Source organism: Rhodocaloribacter sp. (assembly GCF_056451265.1).
Map to the genome: position 1 here is coordinate 18,012 of NZ_JBWOPL010000085.1, position 14,088 is coordinate 32,099.

Here is a 14,088-nt window from a genome sequence, read left to right on the forward strand (position 1 = left end):
TTGGGGCTTCGCGCGGGGGGGCTTCAGATTGTGAAGCATTGATTAAGGCCCGCCTAAATATCTTCTTGCGAACGCGAGATGTCAAGGCAGGCCTGAATCGGAAAGGGATATTGGCGGAACAGGGGACCCCAAAAGCCGGCGCGCCCGGGGGAAATCCGAACACGCCGGCCATCGGGTGAGCCGGGGGCTTCGACGTTTGCAGGTGCGGCCTCAGACTTTACAGAAGGCGATCTGGTCGATCAGGTTATCGGGGGCGCCGTCGCCGGTGGTCAGCAGGACCTGGACCGAGAGCGTGATGAGATACGCGCACGGGGCAAGACTCGCAACGGTGTCGGGCGGAGCGAGCGTGGCCGTGCCGAAGGCGTTGTCCGCCGTGGCGCCGCCGTCCGGCGTCTGAGCGAGGGTATAGGGCCCGCCGGGTCCGCTCATCGTGAGGCTGACGTTGCCGAGGTTCGGGTGCGCCGCCGTATAGTTGACCGTGAGCGTGGCGTCGATGCCCGAGCACCCGTCGGCGACGAGTTCGTCGATGTCCACCATGGCCACGGCGAGCGCGCCCGGGCGAAGGACCTCCATCCACGCCGGGTGATGCAGCGTGCGGTACTTCGTGTTTTCGATGGCGACGTTTCGGCAGAGCCCGGCCACGGTCCCGGCTCCGGGCGTTCCCACCTCGCGCACCAGCATCCGAAGGGCGAAGTGCCGGTTTGCTACGAGGGGCCGTCCGGTGGCCGTGGCGCTCTGACCGGCCGCCAGCGGCCCCGGCGTTTCGAGATCCACCGTGCCGAAGGACGCCAGGGAGGACGTAATCAGCCGGATCATGTCCCCGTTCGGATTGAAGTAGCCGGTGGCGCTAAGGGGACTGGCGCTCTCCTGCGGCACTTGAATCCAGTCGCCATGTGCGTCGGCGACGATGGAGGCGGCCCGTTCATCCGCGTCCGGCGTCCCGACCACGTAGTCCACCGTCTCGATGGGATTCGGGCTGAGCGCGGGGAAGTCGGGGTTGGCCCGTTCGAGCACGCCGATCTTGGTCTTCGCGATCTGCGCGGCGCTCACCGGCGTCCACGGCCCGAGGGGGGCGCCCCCCGCGTCGAGTTCCTGCGTCTCGAACCGGTATTCCATCGGGTTGCCGTTGAGCGTTTTCGGCAGCACGCCATTCAGCCGGACGTTCGCATAGAAGGCGCGTCGGCTCGTCTTGGTGAGGCCGTCCTGGCCGGGGAGGCTGTTGAGATCATTCTCGTAATTATAGACGCCGAGATGCGTGAAAGCCGGCAGCGGCTCCGCCTCCTCCTCCGGCGGTTTCTCCTCCAGGCACAGCGTGACACAGAAGCACGGCCCGACGTTTTGCCGGTCGGCATCCCGCCCCCGCGACGGCGGTTCGATCAACAGCGGCGCGCCCAGGGTCGTCTCGACGTGGAAATACAGGTCCGGCCCGCCGAAGAGCTCGACGTCAAGGAACGTTCCGGGCAGAAACGCCGACTTCGGGAAGTAGATGCGGAACCGGCCGGCGGCATCCGTGAGGGCCGAGCCGAGGGTGTCGTCCTGCAACCAGTCGCGGTCGAAGGCGGTGACGCGCACGCCGGGGACGGGGCGTTTCGTCTCGCAATGGAGAACCGTTCCGCAGATGACCCACCACCCGAAAAGCTCGCGAAGGGCGCACCAGAAACGGGAAGAGAGACAGTATTCCCAGTACCATACGAACGCATCCTCGCGTTGCCGCCACTGCGGCTGCAACGTGGTGACGGTGAATTGCACCGGCTCGTGCGTCTCGTCTGCCCCGGCATCCTGCCCCGGAACGGCCCGCACGTACACGTCGAGCTCGAAGGCATCGCCGTCGTACCGGTGCTTTTTCTCGTCGAGCGTGAACGTGAAATTACCCTCGGCGTCGGTCTCCGCCTCGGCGATGAGGTGCTTTTCTTTGCTCTTGATCTGTTTCGCATCGAGCCACGCGACCGTGTGCCTGGGGTCTGCCGTCGCCTGAATCGCGATCCGGCGTTTGTCGCGCAGCCGGTACAGGCGTACGGTGACGAAAGAGAGGTATTCTTTGCAGTCGGGACAGAGATAGGCGCACAGGTTTCCCTTGAAGACATAAGACATGATGGACCTCATGATGGAAGATAATGGAACAATAAACAGGGCCCTTTCCGGAGTGCGAAGGCGGGCGCGCCAGGCTCCGGACGTCGTACGGATGGTATGCCCGGTAATCACGGGAAAAACTCGAAGCGCAGGGTAGCCGCTCCTTCCCAAAGTGTATAGGCACGAACGCCCGGAGGCATAGGAAAAAGGGTTCGGAGTCGGGAAGACGAGCCGCCATCCGGCAACGAGCGAGAGCGGCGCCGGACGTTGAGCAAGCGCGCGCCGGCGGTCCGAACCGGATATGTGTGTTGAACATATTGTGAATAGTATTTTTTATCGTACTTTCCCGTACATAATCCTGCGATACGCCTCTTCTTTCGGTGTGCTTGCAACGAACCCGTGACCGGGGATCTGGTTAAAGGGGCGTCCCCACAACGTTCTTCATAGAGAAGGTGTCGCCATGTTCATCATGCTGTTTCGGTCCTGGCGGAGCTTGTTTCTGCGCGGCCTCATCGCCATTGCCTTCGGGGTGCTTTCGCTGATATGGCCGCAGCTTTCGCTGTCGGTGCTGGTGTTGCTGGTGGGCGCCTTCCTCTTCGCTGACGGCGTGCTGAACCTGTGGGCTGCGCTGCGGGGCCGACGCGAGGAAAGCCGCTGGTGGTTGCTCCTCGTCGACGGCCTCCTGGGCGTGGGCATCGGCGTGGTGACGTTCTTCTGGCCGGACATCACGGCGCTGGCCCTGCTCTACCTCATCGCCGCGTGGGCCGTCCTGACAGGCATCCTGGAGATCGTGGCGGCGGTGCATCTGCGCAAGGTGATCGAAGGCGAATGGCTGCTGGGGCTGAGCGGGGCGCTGTCGGTGATCTTCGGTCTCGGCATCGCGCTCTTTCCGGGCGCCGGAGCCCTGGCGCTCGTCGCCATCATTGCTACGTTTGCGATCCTCTATGGAGCCATTTTGATCGCTCTGGCGTTTAAGGTGAAGAAGCTGCAACACCTCCTCGAAGAAGAAGGTCTGCCGCTTTCCTGAACAATTTTCCTTGCATACAAAAACCTGATGATGACCTATGGCTACCACGAAACAGCTTCCCAGAGAGCAGTGGCATGAATACTTCGATGCCTTCACCAAACGCTTCCTCACGGACCCCAATCCGGAGGCGGCCGACATCGAGATCGTCTCCCCCGAACTGGGCGATCAGATCGAGGCGGAGTTCGTGCGGGTGATCGGCATCACGTATGATCATAAAGACAATGTGCTCGAAGTGGCGCTCGAGAACGTCGATCATCTGATCTATCACCCGAAGGAGATCTGGGTGGTGGAGGAGGACAACGGCTTCGTCAGTTCCATCGAAGTGGTGCGTGACGACGACACGCGGGAGATCATCCGTCTGCGCAGTGTGGGGATTCAGCCCGCGGCGAAATGACGGGCGGCAAGCCCTGCTCGTATCTGTCGGGGCGGCGGGAGAGCCAAACTTCTGCCGCCCCTTTTGAATTTGCGCATACAAAATCTTGTAAATAATAGAGGTAAAACCATGGCTCAAGTGATGGGAGTGGCAAAATTCGAGCGGCTCTTTCGCCTGGCCGCCGGGCTGGACGTGGACAAAAGCGACCTGCGCCGGCTGAACGACTTCGTGCAGGATAAAATCCGCGACCTGCTCATCGTGGCGGAAGCCGCCGCGCGCGCCAACGGACGCGACGTGGTGCAACTCTGGGACCTGCCGATTACGAAGGGACTGCAGGAGAGCCTCCGGGCCTTCGACAAGCTCGACACCGAGCTGGAGCTGGATCCGATTCTGGAGATGGTCACGGCATTGCCGATGCTGGACCTTGCCTACAGCACGGAGGTCGAGGAGGAGATGCCGCGCATCGTCGGCGGGCTGACCGTGTGCCTGGCGCGCACGTTCAAGATTCTCGACGCCCGGGTGAAGAACCCGCAATCGGAGCACTGGGATCGGGCCGTGGAGATCTTTAACCTCTTGCTCTGAGCAGACGCCGGGGCCGTTTTCCGGCCTTCGCCTTCCCCCACCGCCTCTGAGCTTGCCGCCATCGATCCATGAACGATCTCTTTTTCCTGTTCCTGATTCTTTCGAGTTTCTCGCCCGTCATCAAGCAACAGATCCTGGAGGCACGGCGGGCGCAGACGATGCGTCGCCTGGAAAAGCGCCGCGCCTCCCGTGTGATCTCGATGATTCACCGGCAGGAGACGGTCTCGTTGCTGGGCATCGGGATTCACCGGTACATCTCCATCGAGGATGCCGAGGAGGTGCTTCGCGCCATTCGTCTGACCGACCCCGAGCGGCCCATCGACCTGATCCTGCATACACCCGGGGGGCTGGTGCTGGCTGCCGAGCAGATCGCGTGGGCGTTGACCGAGCATCCGGCTCGTGTGACGGTCTTCGTGCCGCACTACGCCATGAGCGGCGGCACGCTGCTGGCGCTGGCCGCCGACGAGGTGGTGATGGATCGCAACGCCGCGCTCGGCCCCGTCGATCCCCAGATGGGACAGAAGGCGGCAGCGTCGATCGTGGCGGCGGTGGAGCAAAAGGATCCCAACCACGTCGGCGATGAGACGCTCATCCTGGCGGACACGGCCCGGAAAGCGCTGGCGCAGGTGGAGCACACCGTGCGACGCCTGCTCGAGCGGAAGATGGACGCCGGCGACGCGGCCCGCACGGCGCGCGTGCTGGCGAGCGGCGTCTGGACGCACGACCACATCCTGCGCGTGGACGACGCCCGGTCGCTCGGCCTGAAGGTCTCCACGGAGATGCCGCCGGAAATCTATTCGCTCATGGCGCTCTATCCGCAACCGACACGCATGCGCCCGTCCGTCGAATACGTTCCCATGCCTTATCGTTCCAATCCGCCGGGCTCCAGCCAGAAGAACGCATGATTCCCATTGGAGACGATGTGCCGGAGCGGGGATACCCCTTCGTCACCTATACGCTCATCGGCCTCAATGTGCTGATGTTTTTCGTCGAGCTGGGGCAGGGGCCCCGGATGGAAGCCTTCGTGTATCGCTGGGGCACGGTGCCGGCGGAAATCATGCGCTGGCAGAGCAACCCCTCGGTGCTGTGGACCTTGTTGACGTCCATGTTTTTGCACGGCGGCGCGCTGCACCTGATCGGCAACATGCTGTATCTGAACGTGTACGGAAAGTCGCTCGAAGGGGCGATGGGACCGTATCGTTATCTGGCCTTTTATCTGCTGTGCGGGCTGGCAGGCGGCGTGGTCCACGTGGCGTTCAATGCGGCGAGCACCGTCCCCGCCATCGGCGCAAGCGGGGCGATCTCGGGCGTCCTCGGGGCGTACCTGCTGCTCTTCCCCCGCGCTACGGTCTTTCTGGTCGTGCCGTTTTTCTTCTTCTTCTGGACCATTGCCCTGCCCGCGAGCTTCGTGCTCACGTGGTGGTTTGCGCTGCAACTCATCGGCGGGATGACCTCCTCGGCTTTCACGGAAGTGGGCGGGGGCGTGGCGTACTGGGCGCACATCGGAGGCTTCGTGGCAGGGATGGCGCTCGTGCACGTGTTCCGACGAAAGGACGAGGCTGCCTTCCGCTATTACGGCGTCCCGTCCCGGCATTACGCGCACGATTGACGGGCGCGGCGTGCCCCGGTGCGCTCATTCCCCCTCGCCGGGCTTGACGAGGCCCTGTTGCCAGGCCCACGCGGCCAGCTCGGTGCGCGTGCGCACGCCGATCTTCTGGTTCTTGATCTTGTCGATGTGGTTCTTCACCGTGTGCTTCGAGATGAAGAGCAGGTCGGCGATCTGCTGGTTGTCGTGGCCGAGGGCGACGAGTCGGAGCACTTCGCGTTCGCGCGCGCTCAGGTTGCCGGAGTGGTCGGGCTTGCGGCGGATCTTGCGACGGATGAGCTTCGTGGCGAGGCTGGGGCTGATCCACAACTCGCCGTCGTCGCGGGCGATGCCGCGGATGGCTTCAACGATGAGGTGCGCTTCGGCTTCCTCTTTCATCAGATAGCCGGAGACGCCGCAGTCGAGCAGGCCGTAGACGTATTCTTCGTCGTCGTAGGCGCTGAGGATGAGCACGCGCACGGGCGAGGCGTCGTTGCGCAGGCGTTCGGCGACCTCCACGCCGGTCATGCGGGGCATCTCCACGTCGAGCAGGAGCACGTCGGGCGTGAGGGTGCGGGCCAGGCGCAGGGCCTCCTCGCCGTCAGCGGCCTCGGCGAGAACGAGGAGGTCGTCGGCGGCTTCGAGCGCCGTGCGCACGCCCTGGCGGGTGATCGGGTGGTCGTCGGCGAGGACGACCCGGATGGCGTCAGCGTTGGGCATGGTCGGAAGAGGCAGAGGGTGAGGGGGCGTGTCGGCGAGGTCAGGCGGCGGGCGCGGCGCGGGCGGCGACGACCTGAAGCGCCGTCCCTTCCCCGGGCGCGGAGGCGACTTCGAGGGTCCCGCCCACGGCTTCGGCGCGCTGAGCCAGCCCCGAGAGTCCGAGGTGGCCTTCCCGCTCCAGGTCGATCCACCGCTTCGGAGGCGTGAAGCCGCGCCCGTCGTCCCGGATGCCGAGCCGGATCGTCTCGTCGTCGAGGACGAGCCTGATGTGTACGTTCCGGGCGGCGGCATGTTTGGAGACGTTGTTCAAAGCCTCCTGACAGATGCGGAACAGCGCCAGGCGCACCCGCATCGGCAAGGTCTTGTTTTCGGCGTCGAGCTCGAGCTCGACCCGAATGCCGGGATGACGTTCCTCGAAAAGGCGAACGTACGAGCGGATGGCCTTGTCGAGGCCGAAGTGCACGAGCACGGGCGGGCGAAGCTCCGTGCACAGGTTGCGCAGCTCCCCGGCGATGTGTTGAAGCGCCTCCCGCGCCTCTTCGAGCGACTGACGCGTGGTCTCCTCGGGCAGCGTGCGCGCCAGCGGAAGCAGGTACGCCCGGAGCACACGCTGAAGCTCCTGCACCGGCCCGTCGTGCAACTCGGCGGCGAGGTGGGTCCGCTCGGCTTCCCGCGCCTCCATCATCCGCTGCCGCGACGCGAAAAGCTCGTCCCGCTCCTGCTGGACGTGGCGAAACTTTTTCCGAAAGAAATAGACCGGCGCTCCGAGCCCCAGCAGCAGGAGCGCCCCGGCAAACGGCCACAGGTTCCCCGACCGCTGGGTCCGAAACCAGAAGCTCAGATCGCTCCAGTCGATGAACAGCTCATCCGCGTTCTCGAGACGCTCGCCGGAGAACGCCTTGTAGTGCCGGAAGATGTGTTCGAGCGCGATGAGGTCCGGGGGGAAGCGGAGCGTGTGTTTCTCCACGCCGGTGTCGTACCGGATCTGGATGAGGCTGTCGGCGAACATCGACACTTCGTAGTGATAGCCCGTCTCGGGCGAGGTGAAGTCGTTGATGCGGGCGCGCTCGGCCACGGGTACGGGGGGCGGGGCATCCGACGGAGACGGGACCTCCGTCGGGCGCTCGAAGGCGATGAGCTGACTGACGATCCCGGACATCATCGACAGCGGAATGTTCATCGAACTTCGTTCGTCGCCCAGACGATAGGTGAGGTGAAGCACGGAGTCCGGATATACCCGGGCGCTCATGATCTCGGGTTGCGGCGTCGCCGGCTGCGCGTGGACGCACAGGCCGCCGGTCCATACGACGAGCGCCAGCGTCGCGGCAAGGCGACGGTGAAGCGGGGAACGGCAGGATATTTTCATGGCGAGGTATGATTGAGAGCGCCGGGCGCCGCCGGCCCTCGGAGGCATCATGAGCGGCCATGCGGCTTTTCGCACGGTCGGGCATTATATTGTCACGCAGCGCGGCCCGATGCGCGGGACTCGCATGGTTTTCGCGTCAGGTTCGAGGCGGCCGACCGTGCGGGGAAGCGGCCTTGACAGGGGGGGTAAGACAGTATAGAGCGTGGGGCGTCCGTCAGGATGAGGTGCGCTTCTCATTTTCGTATGGGAAATTCAACCTATCGCGCGCCGCCGCCCGTCCGATACGTGCGCCGTCATAGGAAGGGCGGCCTACGACGGAAGGGAAAGTCGCCCCACCTAAAATAAGGATTTCGGCCCGTCCGGCGTCCCCGCCGTTTCCGTTTTATAAAGCAGATGAACCGGGCCGGAAACGTCGTTCGGCTCGACCTCGGTGTTCGCGAATGATCTAAACAAAGGTGCGTGTCATGAAAAAAATCCCCTTTACCCTCGTTATCGGTGTCATGCTCGGATGGGGCCTCGTGGGATGCGGTCCGGGAAAGGAGAAGGTCGAGCAGCCGGAGAAGACGAAGGAGCCGGAGATCGTCACGTTCGGGGGGCTGGAGCATACGCCCATTGGCGGGGCAAAACTGGAGACGGACGGCGACCGGATGACGGTCGTCCGTACGAGTACCGAAGGCGTTTTCGGGGTGGCCATCAACATCGGTCGGTTGAACGCCGTCGATTTCTTCTTCGAGCCGATGAAGCTTCCGCCGGAAGCCACCTTTTCCTCGACGTTCAAGGGAGGCGCGCCGCGCGAGATGAAGTCGGCGGGGCTCGGGATCATCGGGCCGGCGCAGGGAGCGCAGCCGCAAACGGTCGCTTCGTTTCAGCACATCGGCGGGACGAATGCGACCCGGCTGGAGATGAGCCTCGGTTCGGTGCCGCTGGTCCAGGACAGCGTAAAGGTTCAGTGCATTCGAGGCGGAAACGTGGTAAACGAGTTTCGCATGCCTGTCGATCCGCAAGCTTCGAATGCGGTGGCCGAGTACAACACGCCGGGCAAGTCGTGCCACTGGGTCTGTACGTGCGGCGAGGGCGGCATCTGCACGAAGATGGTGGATTGGGACCCCGAGCAGCCGGGACAACTCCGCTTCTCCGGCGATTCGCAGACGTACACGTGCGATTTTCTCCGGATCGACTTCGACCTCGCGGGGGAGATGCTCTGTCCCGGCACGGCGGAGTTCACGGCTTCCGGCATTCCCTCCTTCATCGAGACCGGCGTTCAATACGAAGTCGTTGTCGATTGAGCCCCCTGACGCGAACGCAGTGAGCCCCCTGACGGCGAACGAACGCGCGCCCGCTCACCCGCTCATGAGCACGCCCGCGATGGTGGCGGTCATCATGTTCGCCAGCGTTCCGGCGAGCACGGCGCGCAGGCCCAGTTGCGCCAGTTCCGACTTTCGTGAGGGCGCCAGCGGCCCGATGCCGCCGAGTTGGATGGCGATGGACGAGAAGTTGGCGAAGCCGCACAGGGCGAACGTCGCCATGGTGATGGACTTGGGCGAGAGCGCTCCTTGCTGGATGAGATCTGCCAGGATGGTGTAGGCGACGAACTCGTTGGCGACGATCTTCGTGCCGATGAGGGAGCCGAGGTCCGTCGCGTCGGCCCAGGGCACGCCGATGAGCCAGGCCAGCGGGCTGAGGATCCACCCGAAGAGCGACTCGAGGGAGAGCGAGACGCCGAAAAGGTCGCCGCCCCAGCCGAGGAGCCAGTTCGCCATGGCGATGAGCGCGAGGAAGGCGATGAGCATGGCGCCGACGTTGAGGGCCAGCTTGAGGCCGTCGCCCGCGCCCGCCGCCGCCGCGTCGATCACGTTCTTCGTCGTTTGCTCCACCGTGATCTTGACCTCGCCCTGCGTGACCGGCTCCTGAACCTCCGGCACGAGGATCTTCGAGAGGAGGAGCGCCGCCGGCGCGGCCATCAGGCTCGCGCCGAGGAGCTGTTCGGCAAAGAGCAGTTGCGCCGTCTCGAGGTCGATGCCCTGGGCCTGCGCGAAAGCGTTGCCGAGGATCGAGATGTACGCCACCATCACGCCGCCGGCGATGGTGGCCATGCCGCCGGTCATGACGGCCATGAGCTCCGAGTACGTCATCTTTTCGAGATAGGGCTTGATGACGAGCGGCGCTTCCGTTTGCCCCACGAAAATGTTCGCCGTCACCGAGAGCGACTCCGCCCCGCTCGTGCCGAGCAGCCGCGTGACGAGCCAGGCCATGCCCTGCACCACGCGCTGCATGATGCCGAGGTGATAGAACACCGCCATGAGTGCGCCGAAGAAGACGATCGTAGGCAACACCTGAAAAGCAAAGAAATTGCCCATGCTGCCGTCCATGCCGGGGCTGATGGCGAGCGCGCCGAAGACGAACTCCGCGCCCGCCGTGGTGAAGTTCAGCACGAGCACGAAAAACGAGCTGACCCATGCGAAGAAGGCTTTCGGCCAGCCCAGGGGCGAAAAGGTCGCGCCCATCTCATTGCCCTTCAGAATGAAAACGGCAAGCACGAGCTGGAGTCCCAGACCAGCCCCGACGGTGCGCCAGTTGATCCGTCTTCGATTGTTCGAGAGCAGAAAGGCAATGCCCAGGATGACGACAAGTCCCAGGATTCCGCGCAGAAGGGCGACGATGTCCATAAATCACTCGGCTCTGGTGGGAGTACGGTGGTCGGAGGGGGACGGCTCCGAACCCGGAGGGCCTGAAGGCCGCCGGGAAAACGCAAAGTGGCGGCAATATACGGGATCCCCGCCACAATAAAAGGGATATACGGAGGACGCAGGTCGCATCTCCGCGCCCCGTCTCTCCGGTGTCTTTTCCGGACCGATTTTCAGCTGAACCGAGGCTCTGTTTATGAGGCAAAGGAACCGTTTGATCTCCTTCCGGCCCGCACGACGCGGCTTTCGCACGTTCGTCCTCGGCGTGGCGGCGGCGATGTTTTTTCTGGCCGCGTGCGACAGCGGGTCGCCGGCCGAGGAGCCGCCGCCGGACGAGGGACGGGGCAGCATCGTCTCTACGACGCTCATCGAGACGGCGACGAAGCAGGAGCTCTCGGGCATTTTCGCGAGCTTCGGCGTGCCCGTCGCGCCCGCGTTCGACGTGGAGATCTACCGCGTCGTCTATCGCACCATCGACCCGAAGGGCAACGAGACGACGGCTTCCGGAGCGGTGATGCGGCCCCAGGGCCTGGCGAGCGCGATGCCGATGGTGAGCTATCAGCACGGCACCGTGGTCGCCCGGGACGCCGTCGCTTCCGTCGGCGGGTTGGACGTGCCCGAGACCCTCATCGGCGTCGTCTTCGCCACGACGGGGTACTTCGCCGTGATGCCGGACTACCTCGGCCTCGGCGTCTCGGAGGGGCTGCATCCGTACGTGCACGCGGCTTCGCTTGCCACCGCCACGGTGGATATGCTGCGGGCCGGACGACGCTTCGCCGAAACGGAGGACCTCGACCTGAACGATCGGCTGTTCCTCATCGGCTATTCGGAGGGCGGTTTCGCCACGGCGGCGACGCAGCGCCTCATCGAAGCCGAGCACGCCGACGAGTTCTCCCTTACCGCCACCGCGCCTATGGCGGGCAACTACGACATGTCGGGCACGATGGCCGACCTCATGCTCAGCCGCGAACCGTATCCCTCACCCTTCTATTTCCCGTACACCCTCCTCGCCTACGACGACGTGTACGACCTCTTCGAGAACCTCTCGGACGCCTTCGTCCCGCCGTGGGACGTGCGCCTGCCCGTGCTCTTCGACGGCACACACGACAGCGCGCAGATCGACGCCGAACTGCCCGCCGTGCCGCTGGAGATCGCCCGCGACGACTACATCGCGGCCTTCGAGAACGACGCCGACCACCCGCTCCGGAAGGCCCTCCGGGACAACGATCTCTATGCGTGGACGCCGAAGACGCCGATGCGAATGTATCATTGCGTGGACGACGACCTGGTGCCGTTCGCCAACACCGAGGTGGCTTCGGCGAGCTTCAAGGCGCGCGGGGCCGCCGCCGTGGAGGTGGTGTCGCTCACCTTCGGCGGGCATGCCGCGTGCGCCGCGCCCGCGCTGCTCCTGGGCAAGTTCTGGTTCGACTCCTTACGGTCAGCCAAGCAGGGGCCGCCGCCCGACGTATCGGGCGTGCGCCTTCGCCTGACGCCCTGAACCCTGCGGCGGCATTCTTCATTCTTTTGCCTCGCTTCCCTCGGGCCGGAATGCCTATCTTTCCCCACGCTGGTTTTGCTCCGGGACGCCCGCTCTCGCTTCTCTTTTCCCGGCTCTCGAACCCATAATCCACGACTCGACGGTATGCGGCAGTATCCCCTCTCTCTCGACGAATCCGAAGCTCCCGCCTCGCGCGAGGAGGCCGAACTGATCCTCGAAGGCCTCAACCCGGCGCAGCAGGAGGCCGTCCGCGCCGCCGACGGGCCGGTGCTCATCATCGCCGGGCCGGGCTCGGGGAAGACGCGCACGCTCACGCACCGCATCGCCTACCTCATCGCCGCCGGGAAGGCGCGCCCGTTCGAGATCCTCGCGCTCACCTTCACGAACAAGGCCGCCCGCGAGATGAAAAGCCGCGTCGAGAAACTCGTCGGGACGGACAAGGCGCGCGGCATGTGGATGGGCACGTTCCACGCCACGTTCGCCCGCCTGCTCCGCATCGAAGGGGAGAAGATCGGCTATACGTCCGACTTCACGATCTACGACACCGACGACAGCCGGCGCATCCTCCGCGAACTCATGAATCGCTACAACATCGATCCGAAACAATTCAACGTTCGGACGATGCACGCGCTCATCTCGAGCGCGAAGAACAAGATGGTCATGCCCGGCGAGTATGCGCGCCTCGTCGCCTCGCCGATGCAGGAGAAGGCGGCCCTCCTCTACGGGCCCTATCAGGAGACGCTTCGCAACGCCAACGCGATGGACTTCGACGACCTCCTCCTCAAGCCCATCGACCTCTTTCAGGCGCATCCGGACGTCCTCGCGAAATATCAGGAACGCTGGCGGTATCTCCACATCGACGAGTATCAGGACACGAACCACGCGCAATATCTCCTGGCCAAAATGCTCGCGGCGAAGCACAAGAACCTGTGCGTGGTGGGCGACGACGCGCAGAGCATCTATGCCTTCCGCGGAGCCGACATCACGAACATCCTCTCGTTTCAGCGCGACTACCCCGAGGCGGTCACCGTACGGCTCGAACAAAACTATCGCTCGACGAAGGCCATCCTCAGCCTTGCCGACTCGATCATCAAAAACAATGAGGATCAGCTCGAGAAGTCGCTCTGGACGGAGAACCGCGACGGCGAGCCGGTCGTCCTCATGGAAGCCATCTCCGAGCGGGACGAGGCGCAGAAAGTCGAGCGCACGATCCGCGACCTCCACGTGCGGATGGGCTATTCGTTCAAGGAGTTTGCCGTGCTCTACCGGACGAACGCGCAGAGCCGCTCGCTCGAAGAGGCGCTCCGGCGGGGCGGCATCCCGTACCGCGTCGTCGGCGGCGTGTCGTTCTATCAACGCCGCGAGATCAAGGATGCGCTGGCGTACCTCCGCCTCGTCGTCAACCCGAACGACGTGGCGAGCCTCCGGCGCGTGATCAACTATCCGACGCGCGGCATCGGGGGGAAGACGCAGGAACTCATCTTCGGCTATGCGCGCCGCGAGGGCATCGGCGTGTGGCAGGCGCTCGAACGCATCGAGGAGGCGGGCTTGCCCGCGCGCGCGCAGAACGCCGTGGAGCGCTTTCGCTTCCTCATCGCCAAATACGCCGCGCAGGCGAACAGCCGCCCCGCCGACGAACTGGCGCGCGAGCTCATCGGCGAGTCCGGCATCCTCGACGACCTCCGCCGCGACAATACGCCGGAGAACCTCGTCCGGTGGGAGAACGTGAACGAACTCATCAACGCCATCGCCGAGTTCACGGCGGGCGCGGGCGAGCAGGCGACGCTGAGCGTGTTCCTGCAGGAAGTCTCGCTGCTGACCGACGCCGATGCGGCCGCCGAGGACGAGAGCCGCGTCACGCTGATGACGCTCCACGCGTCGAAAGGGCTGGAGTTTCCGGTCGTCTTCATCACCGGGCTGGAGGAGGGGCTGTTTCCGCTCGCGGCGGCGGCGCAGGATCGGAAGGAGCTCGAAGAGGAGCGGCGGCTGTTCTACGTGGGCGTCACGCGGGCCGAGTCGCACCTCTACCTGACGCACGCGCGCAGCCGCTACCGCTATGGCGAACAGCAGGCCGCCGTCCGCAGCCGGTTCCTCGACGAGGTCGATCCCTCGATGATCCGCACCGAGGCCGGGACGGCCTTCACGCCCCGCACGGACCGCTTCCGCTCGCGCCCCGGCGACGC

Annotated in this window: 12 protein-coding genes; 8 read left to right on the forward strand and 4 right to left on the reverse strand. The window is 64.6% G+C overall.

Translation table 11 applies throughout. The features are described 5' to 3' along the window. Nucleotides 1-210 precede the first annotated feature (210 nt). Nucleotides 211-2,091, reverse strand: coding sequence for a transthyretin-like family protein (locus AC1HIY_RS14720; RefSeq protein WP_479577555.1), 1,881 nt, complete (start codon nucleotides 2,089-2,091; stop codon nucleotides 211-213). Nucleotides 2,092-2,530: 439 nt separating this feature from the next. On the opposite strand from AC1HIY_RS14720, the gene AC1HIY_RS14725 reads away from it, so the two are divergent. From AC1HIY_RS14725 to AC1HIY_RS14745, 5 genes are all read left to right on the forward strand, one after another. Next, a complete protein-coding gene (locus AC1HIY_RS14725) occupies nucleotides 2,531-3,097 on the forward strand; it encodes an HdeD family acid-resistance protein (protein WP_479577556.1) in 567 nt (188 codons plus the stop codon). Nucleotides 3,098-3,134: 37 nt separating this feature from the next. Then, nucleotides 3,135-3,491: a DUF5335 family protein gene (locus tag AC1HIY_RS14730; RefSeq protein ID WP_479577557.1), complete on the forward strand. Its 357-nt coding sequence runs from the start codon at nucleotides 3,135-3,137 to the stop codon at nucleotides 3,489-3,491. Nucleotides 3,492-3,599: 108 nt separating this feature from the next. Next, the gene (locus AC1HIY_RS14735; protein WP_479577558.1) at nucleotides 3,600-4,052 is read left to right on the forward strand and encodes a DUF1931 family protein; all 453 of its coding nucleotides are present in this window, start codon (nucleotides 3,600-3,602) and stop codon (nucleotides 4,050-4,052) included. 68 nt (nucleotides 4,053-4,120) lie between these two features. Next, nucleotides 4,121-4,957, forward strand: a complete 837-nt coding sequence (locus AC1HIY_RS14740) for an SDH family Clp fold serine proteinase (protein WP_479577559.1) — start codon at nucleotides 4,121-4,123, stop codon at nucleotides 4,955-4,957. Then, nucleotides 4,954-5,661, forward strand: coding sequence for a rhomboid family intramembrane serine protease (locus AC1HIY_RS14745; protein WP_479577560.1), 708 nt, complete (start codon nucleotides 4,954-4,956; stop codon nucleotides 5,659-5,661). The genes AC1HIY_RS14740 and AC1HIY_RS14745 overlap by 4 nt, the downstream gene beginning before the upstream one ends. A gap of 24 nt (nucleotides 5,662-5,685) precedes the next feature. On the opposite strand, the gene AC1HIY_RS14750 is transcribed toward AC1HIY_RS14745, so the two are convergent. Continuing rightward, on the reverse strand, nucleotides 5,686-6,357 hold the full coding sequence (locus AC1HIY_RS14750; RefSeq protein ID WP_479577561.1) for a response regulator: 672 nt from the start codon (nucleotides 6,355-6,357) through the stop codon (nucleotides 5,686-5,688). 40 nt (nucleotides 6,358-6,397) lie between these two features. After that, the gene (locus AC1HIY_RS14755) at nucleotides 6,398-7,723 is read right to left on the reverse strand and encodes a sensor histidine kinase (protein WP_479577562.1); all 1,326 of its coding nucleotides are present in this window, start codon (nucleotides 7,721-7,723) and stop codon (nucleotides 6,398-6,400) included. A gap of 464 nt (nucleotides 7,724-8,187) precedes the next feature. Here AC1HIY_RS14755 and AC1HIY_RS14760 point away from each other — a divergent pair, with 464 nt between their 5' ends. Then, nucleotides 8,188-9,009 (forward strand): hypothetical protein, encoded by an 822-nt coding sequence (locus tag AC1HIY_RS14760; RefSeq protein ID WP_479577563.1) that lies wholly within the window; start codon nucleotides 8,188-8,190, stop codon nucleotides 9,007-9,009. Nucleotides 9,010-9,063: 54 nt separating this feature from the next. Here the strand turns inward: AC1HIY_RS14760 and AC1HIY_RS14765 are convergent, their stop codons facing one another. After that, nucleotides 9,064-10,389, reverse strand: coding sequence for a NupC/NupG family nucleoside CNT transporter (locus tag AC1HIY_RS14765; RefSeq protein WP_479577564.1), 1,326 nt, complete (start codon nucleotides 10,387-10,389; stop codon nucleotides 9,064-9,066). A 214-nt stretch (nucleotides 10,390-10,603) separates the two neighbouring features. Between AC1HIY_RS14765 and AC1HIY_RS14770 the strand changes: the two genes are divergently transcribed. Both AC1HIY_RS14770 and AC1HIY_RS14775 read left to right on the forward strand, forming a co-directional pair. Next, on the forward strand, nucleotides 10,604-11,905 hold the full coding sequence (locus AC1HIY_RS14770; RefSeq protein ID WP_479577565.1) for a lipase family protein: 1,302 nt from the start codon (nucleotides 10,604-10,606) through the stop codon (nucleotides 11,903-11,905). Nucleotides 11,906-12,049: 144 nt separating this feature from the next. After that, the coding region (locus tag AC1HIY_RS14775) for an ATP-dependent helicase (protein ID WP_479577566.1) at nucleotides 12,050-14,088 on the forward strand (2,039 nt) is incomplete at its 3' end.

Bases quoted from the DNA above. Each gene is read 5' to 3' on its own strand.
- AC1HIY_RS14765 (WP_479577564.1), bottom strand. From the start codon at position 10,389: ATGGACATCGTCGCCCTTCTGCGCGGAATCCTGGGACTTGTCGTCATC.
- AC1HIY_RS14750 (WP_479577561.1), bottom strand. From the start codon at position 6,357: ATGCCCAACGCTGACGCCATCCGGGTCGTCCTCGCCGACGACCACCCG.
- AC1HIY_RS14725 (WP_479577556.1), top strand. From the start codon at position 2,531: ATGTTCATCATGCTGTTTCGGTCCTGGCGGAGCTTGTTTCTGCGCGGC.
- AC1HIY_RS14735 (WP_479577558.1), top strand. From the start codon at position 3,600: ATGGCTCAAGTGATGGGAGTGGCAAAATTCGAGCGGCTCTTTCGCCTG.
- AC1HIY_RS14720 (WP_479577555.1), bottom strand. From the start codon at position 2,091: ATGTCTTATGTCTTCAAGGGAAACCTGTGCGCCTATCTCTGTCCCGAC.
- AC1HIY_RS14760 (WP_479577563.1), top strand. From the start codon at position 8,188: ATGAAAAAAATCCCCTTTACCCTCGTTATCGGTGTCATGCTCGGATGG.
- AC1HIY_RS14745 (WP_479577560.1), top strand. From the start codon at position 4,954: ATGATTCCCATTGGAGACGATGTGCCGGAGCGGGGATACCCCTTCGTC.
- AC1HIY_RS14770 (WP_479577565.1), top strand. From the start codon at position 10,604: ATGAGGCAAAGGAACCGTTTGATCTCCTTCCGGCCCGCACGACGCGGC.
- AC1HIY_RS14730 (WP_479577557.1), top strand. From the start codon at position 3,135: ATGGCTACCACGAAACAGCTTCCCAGAGAGCAGTGGCATGAATACTTC.
- AC1HIY_RS14740 (WP_479577559.1), top strand. From the start codon at position 4,121: ATGAACGATCTCTTTTTCCTGTTCCTGATTCTTTCGAGTTTCTCGCCC.
- AC1HIY_RS14755 (WP_479577562.1), bottom strand. From the start codon at position 7,723: ATGAAAATATCCTGCCGTTCCCCGCTTCACCGTCGCCTTGCCGCGACG.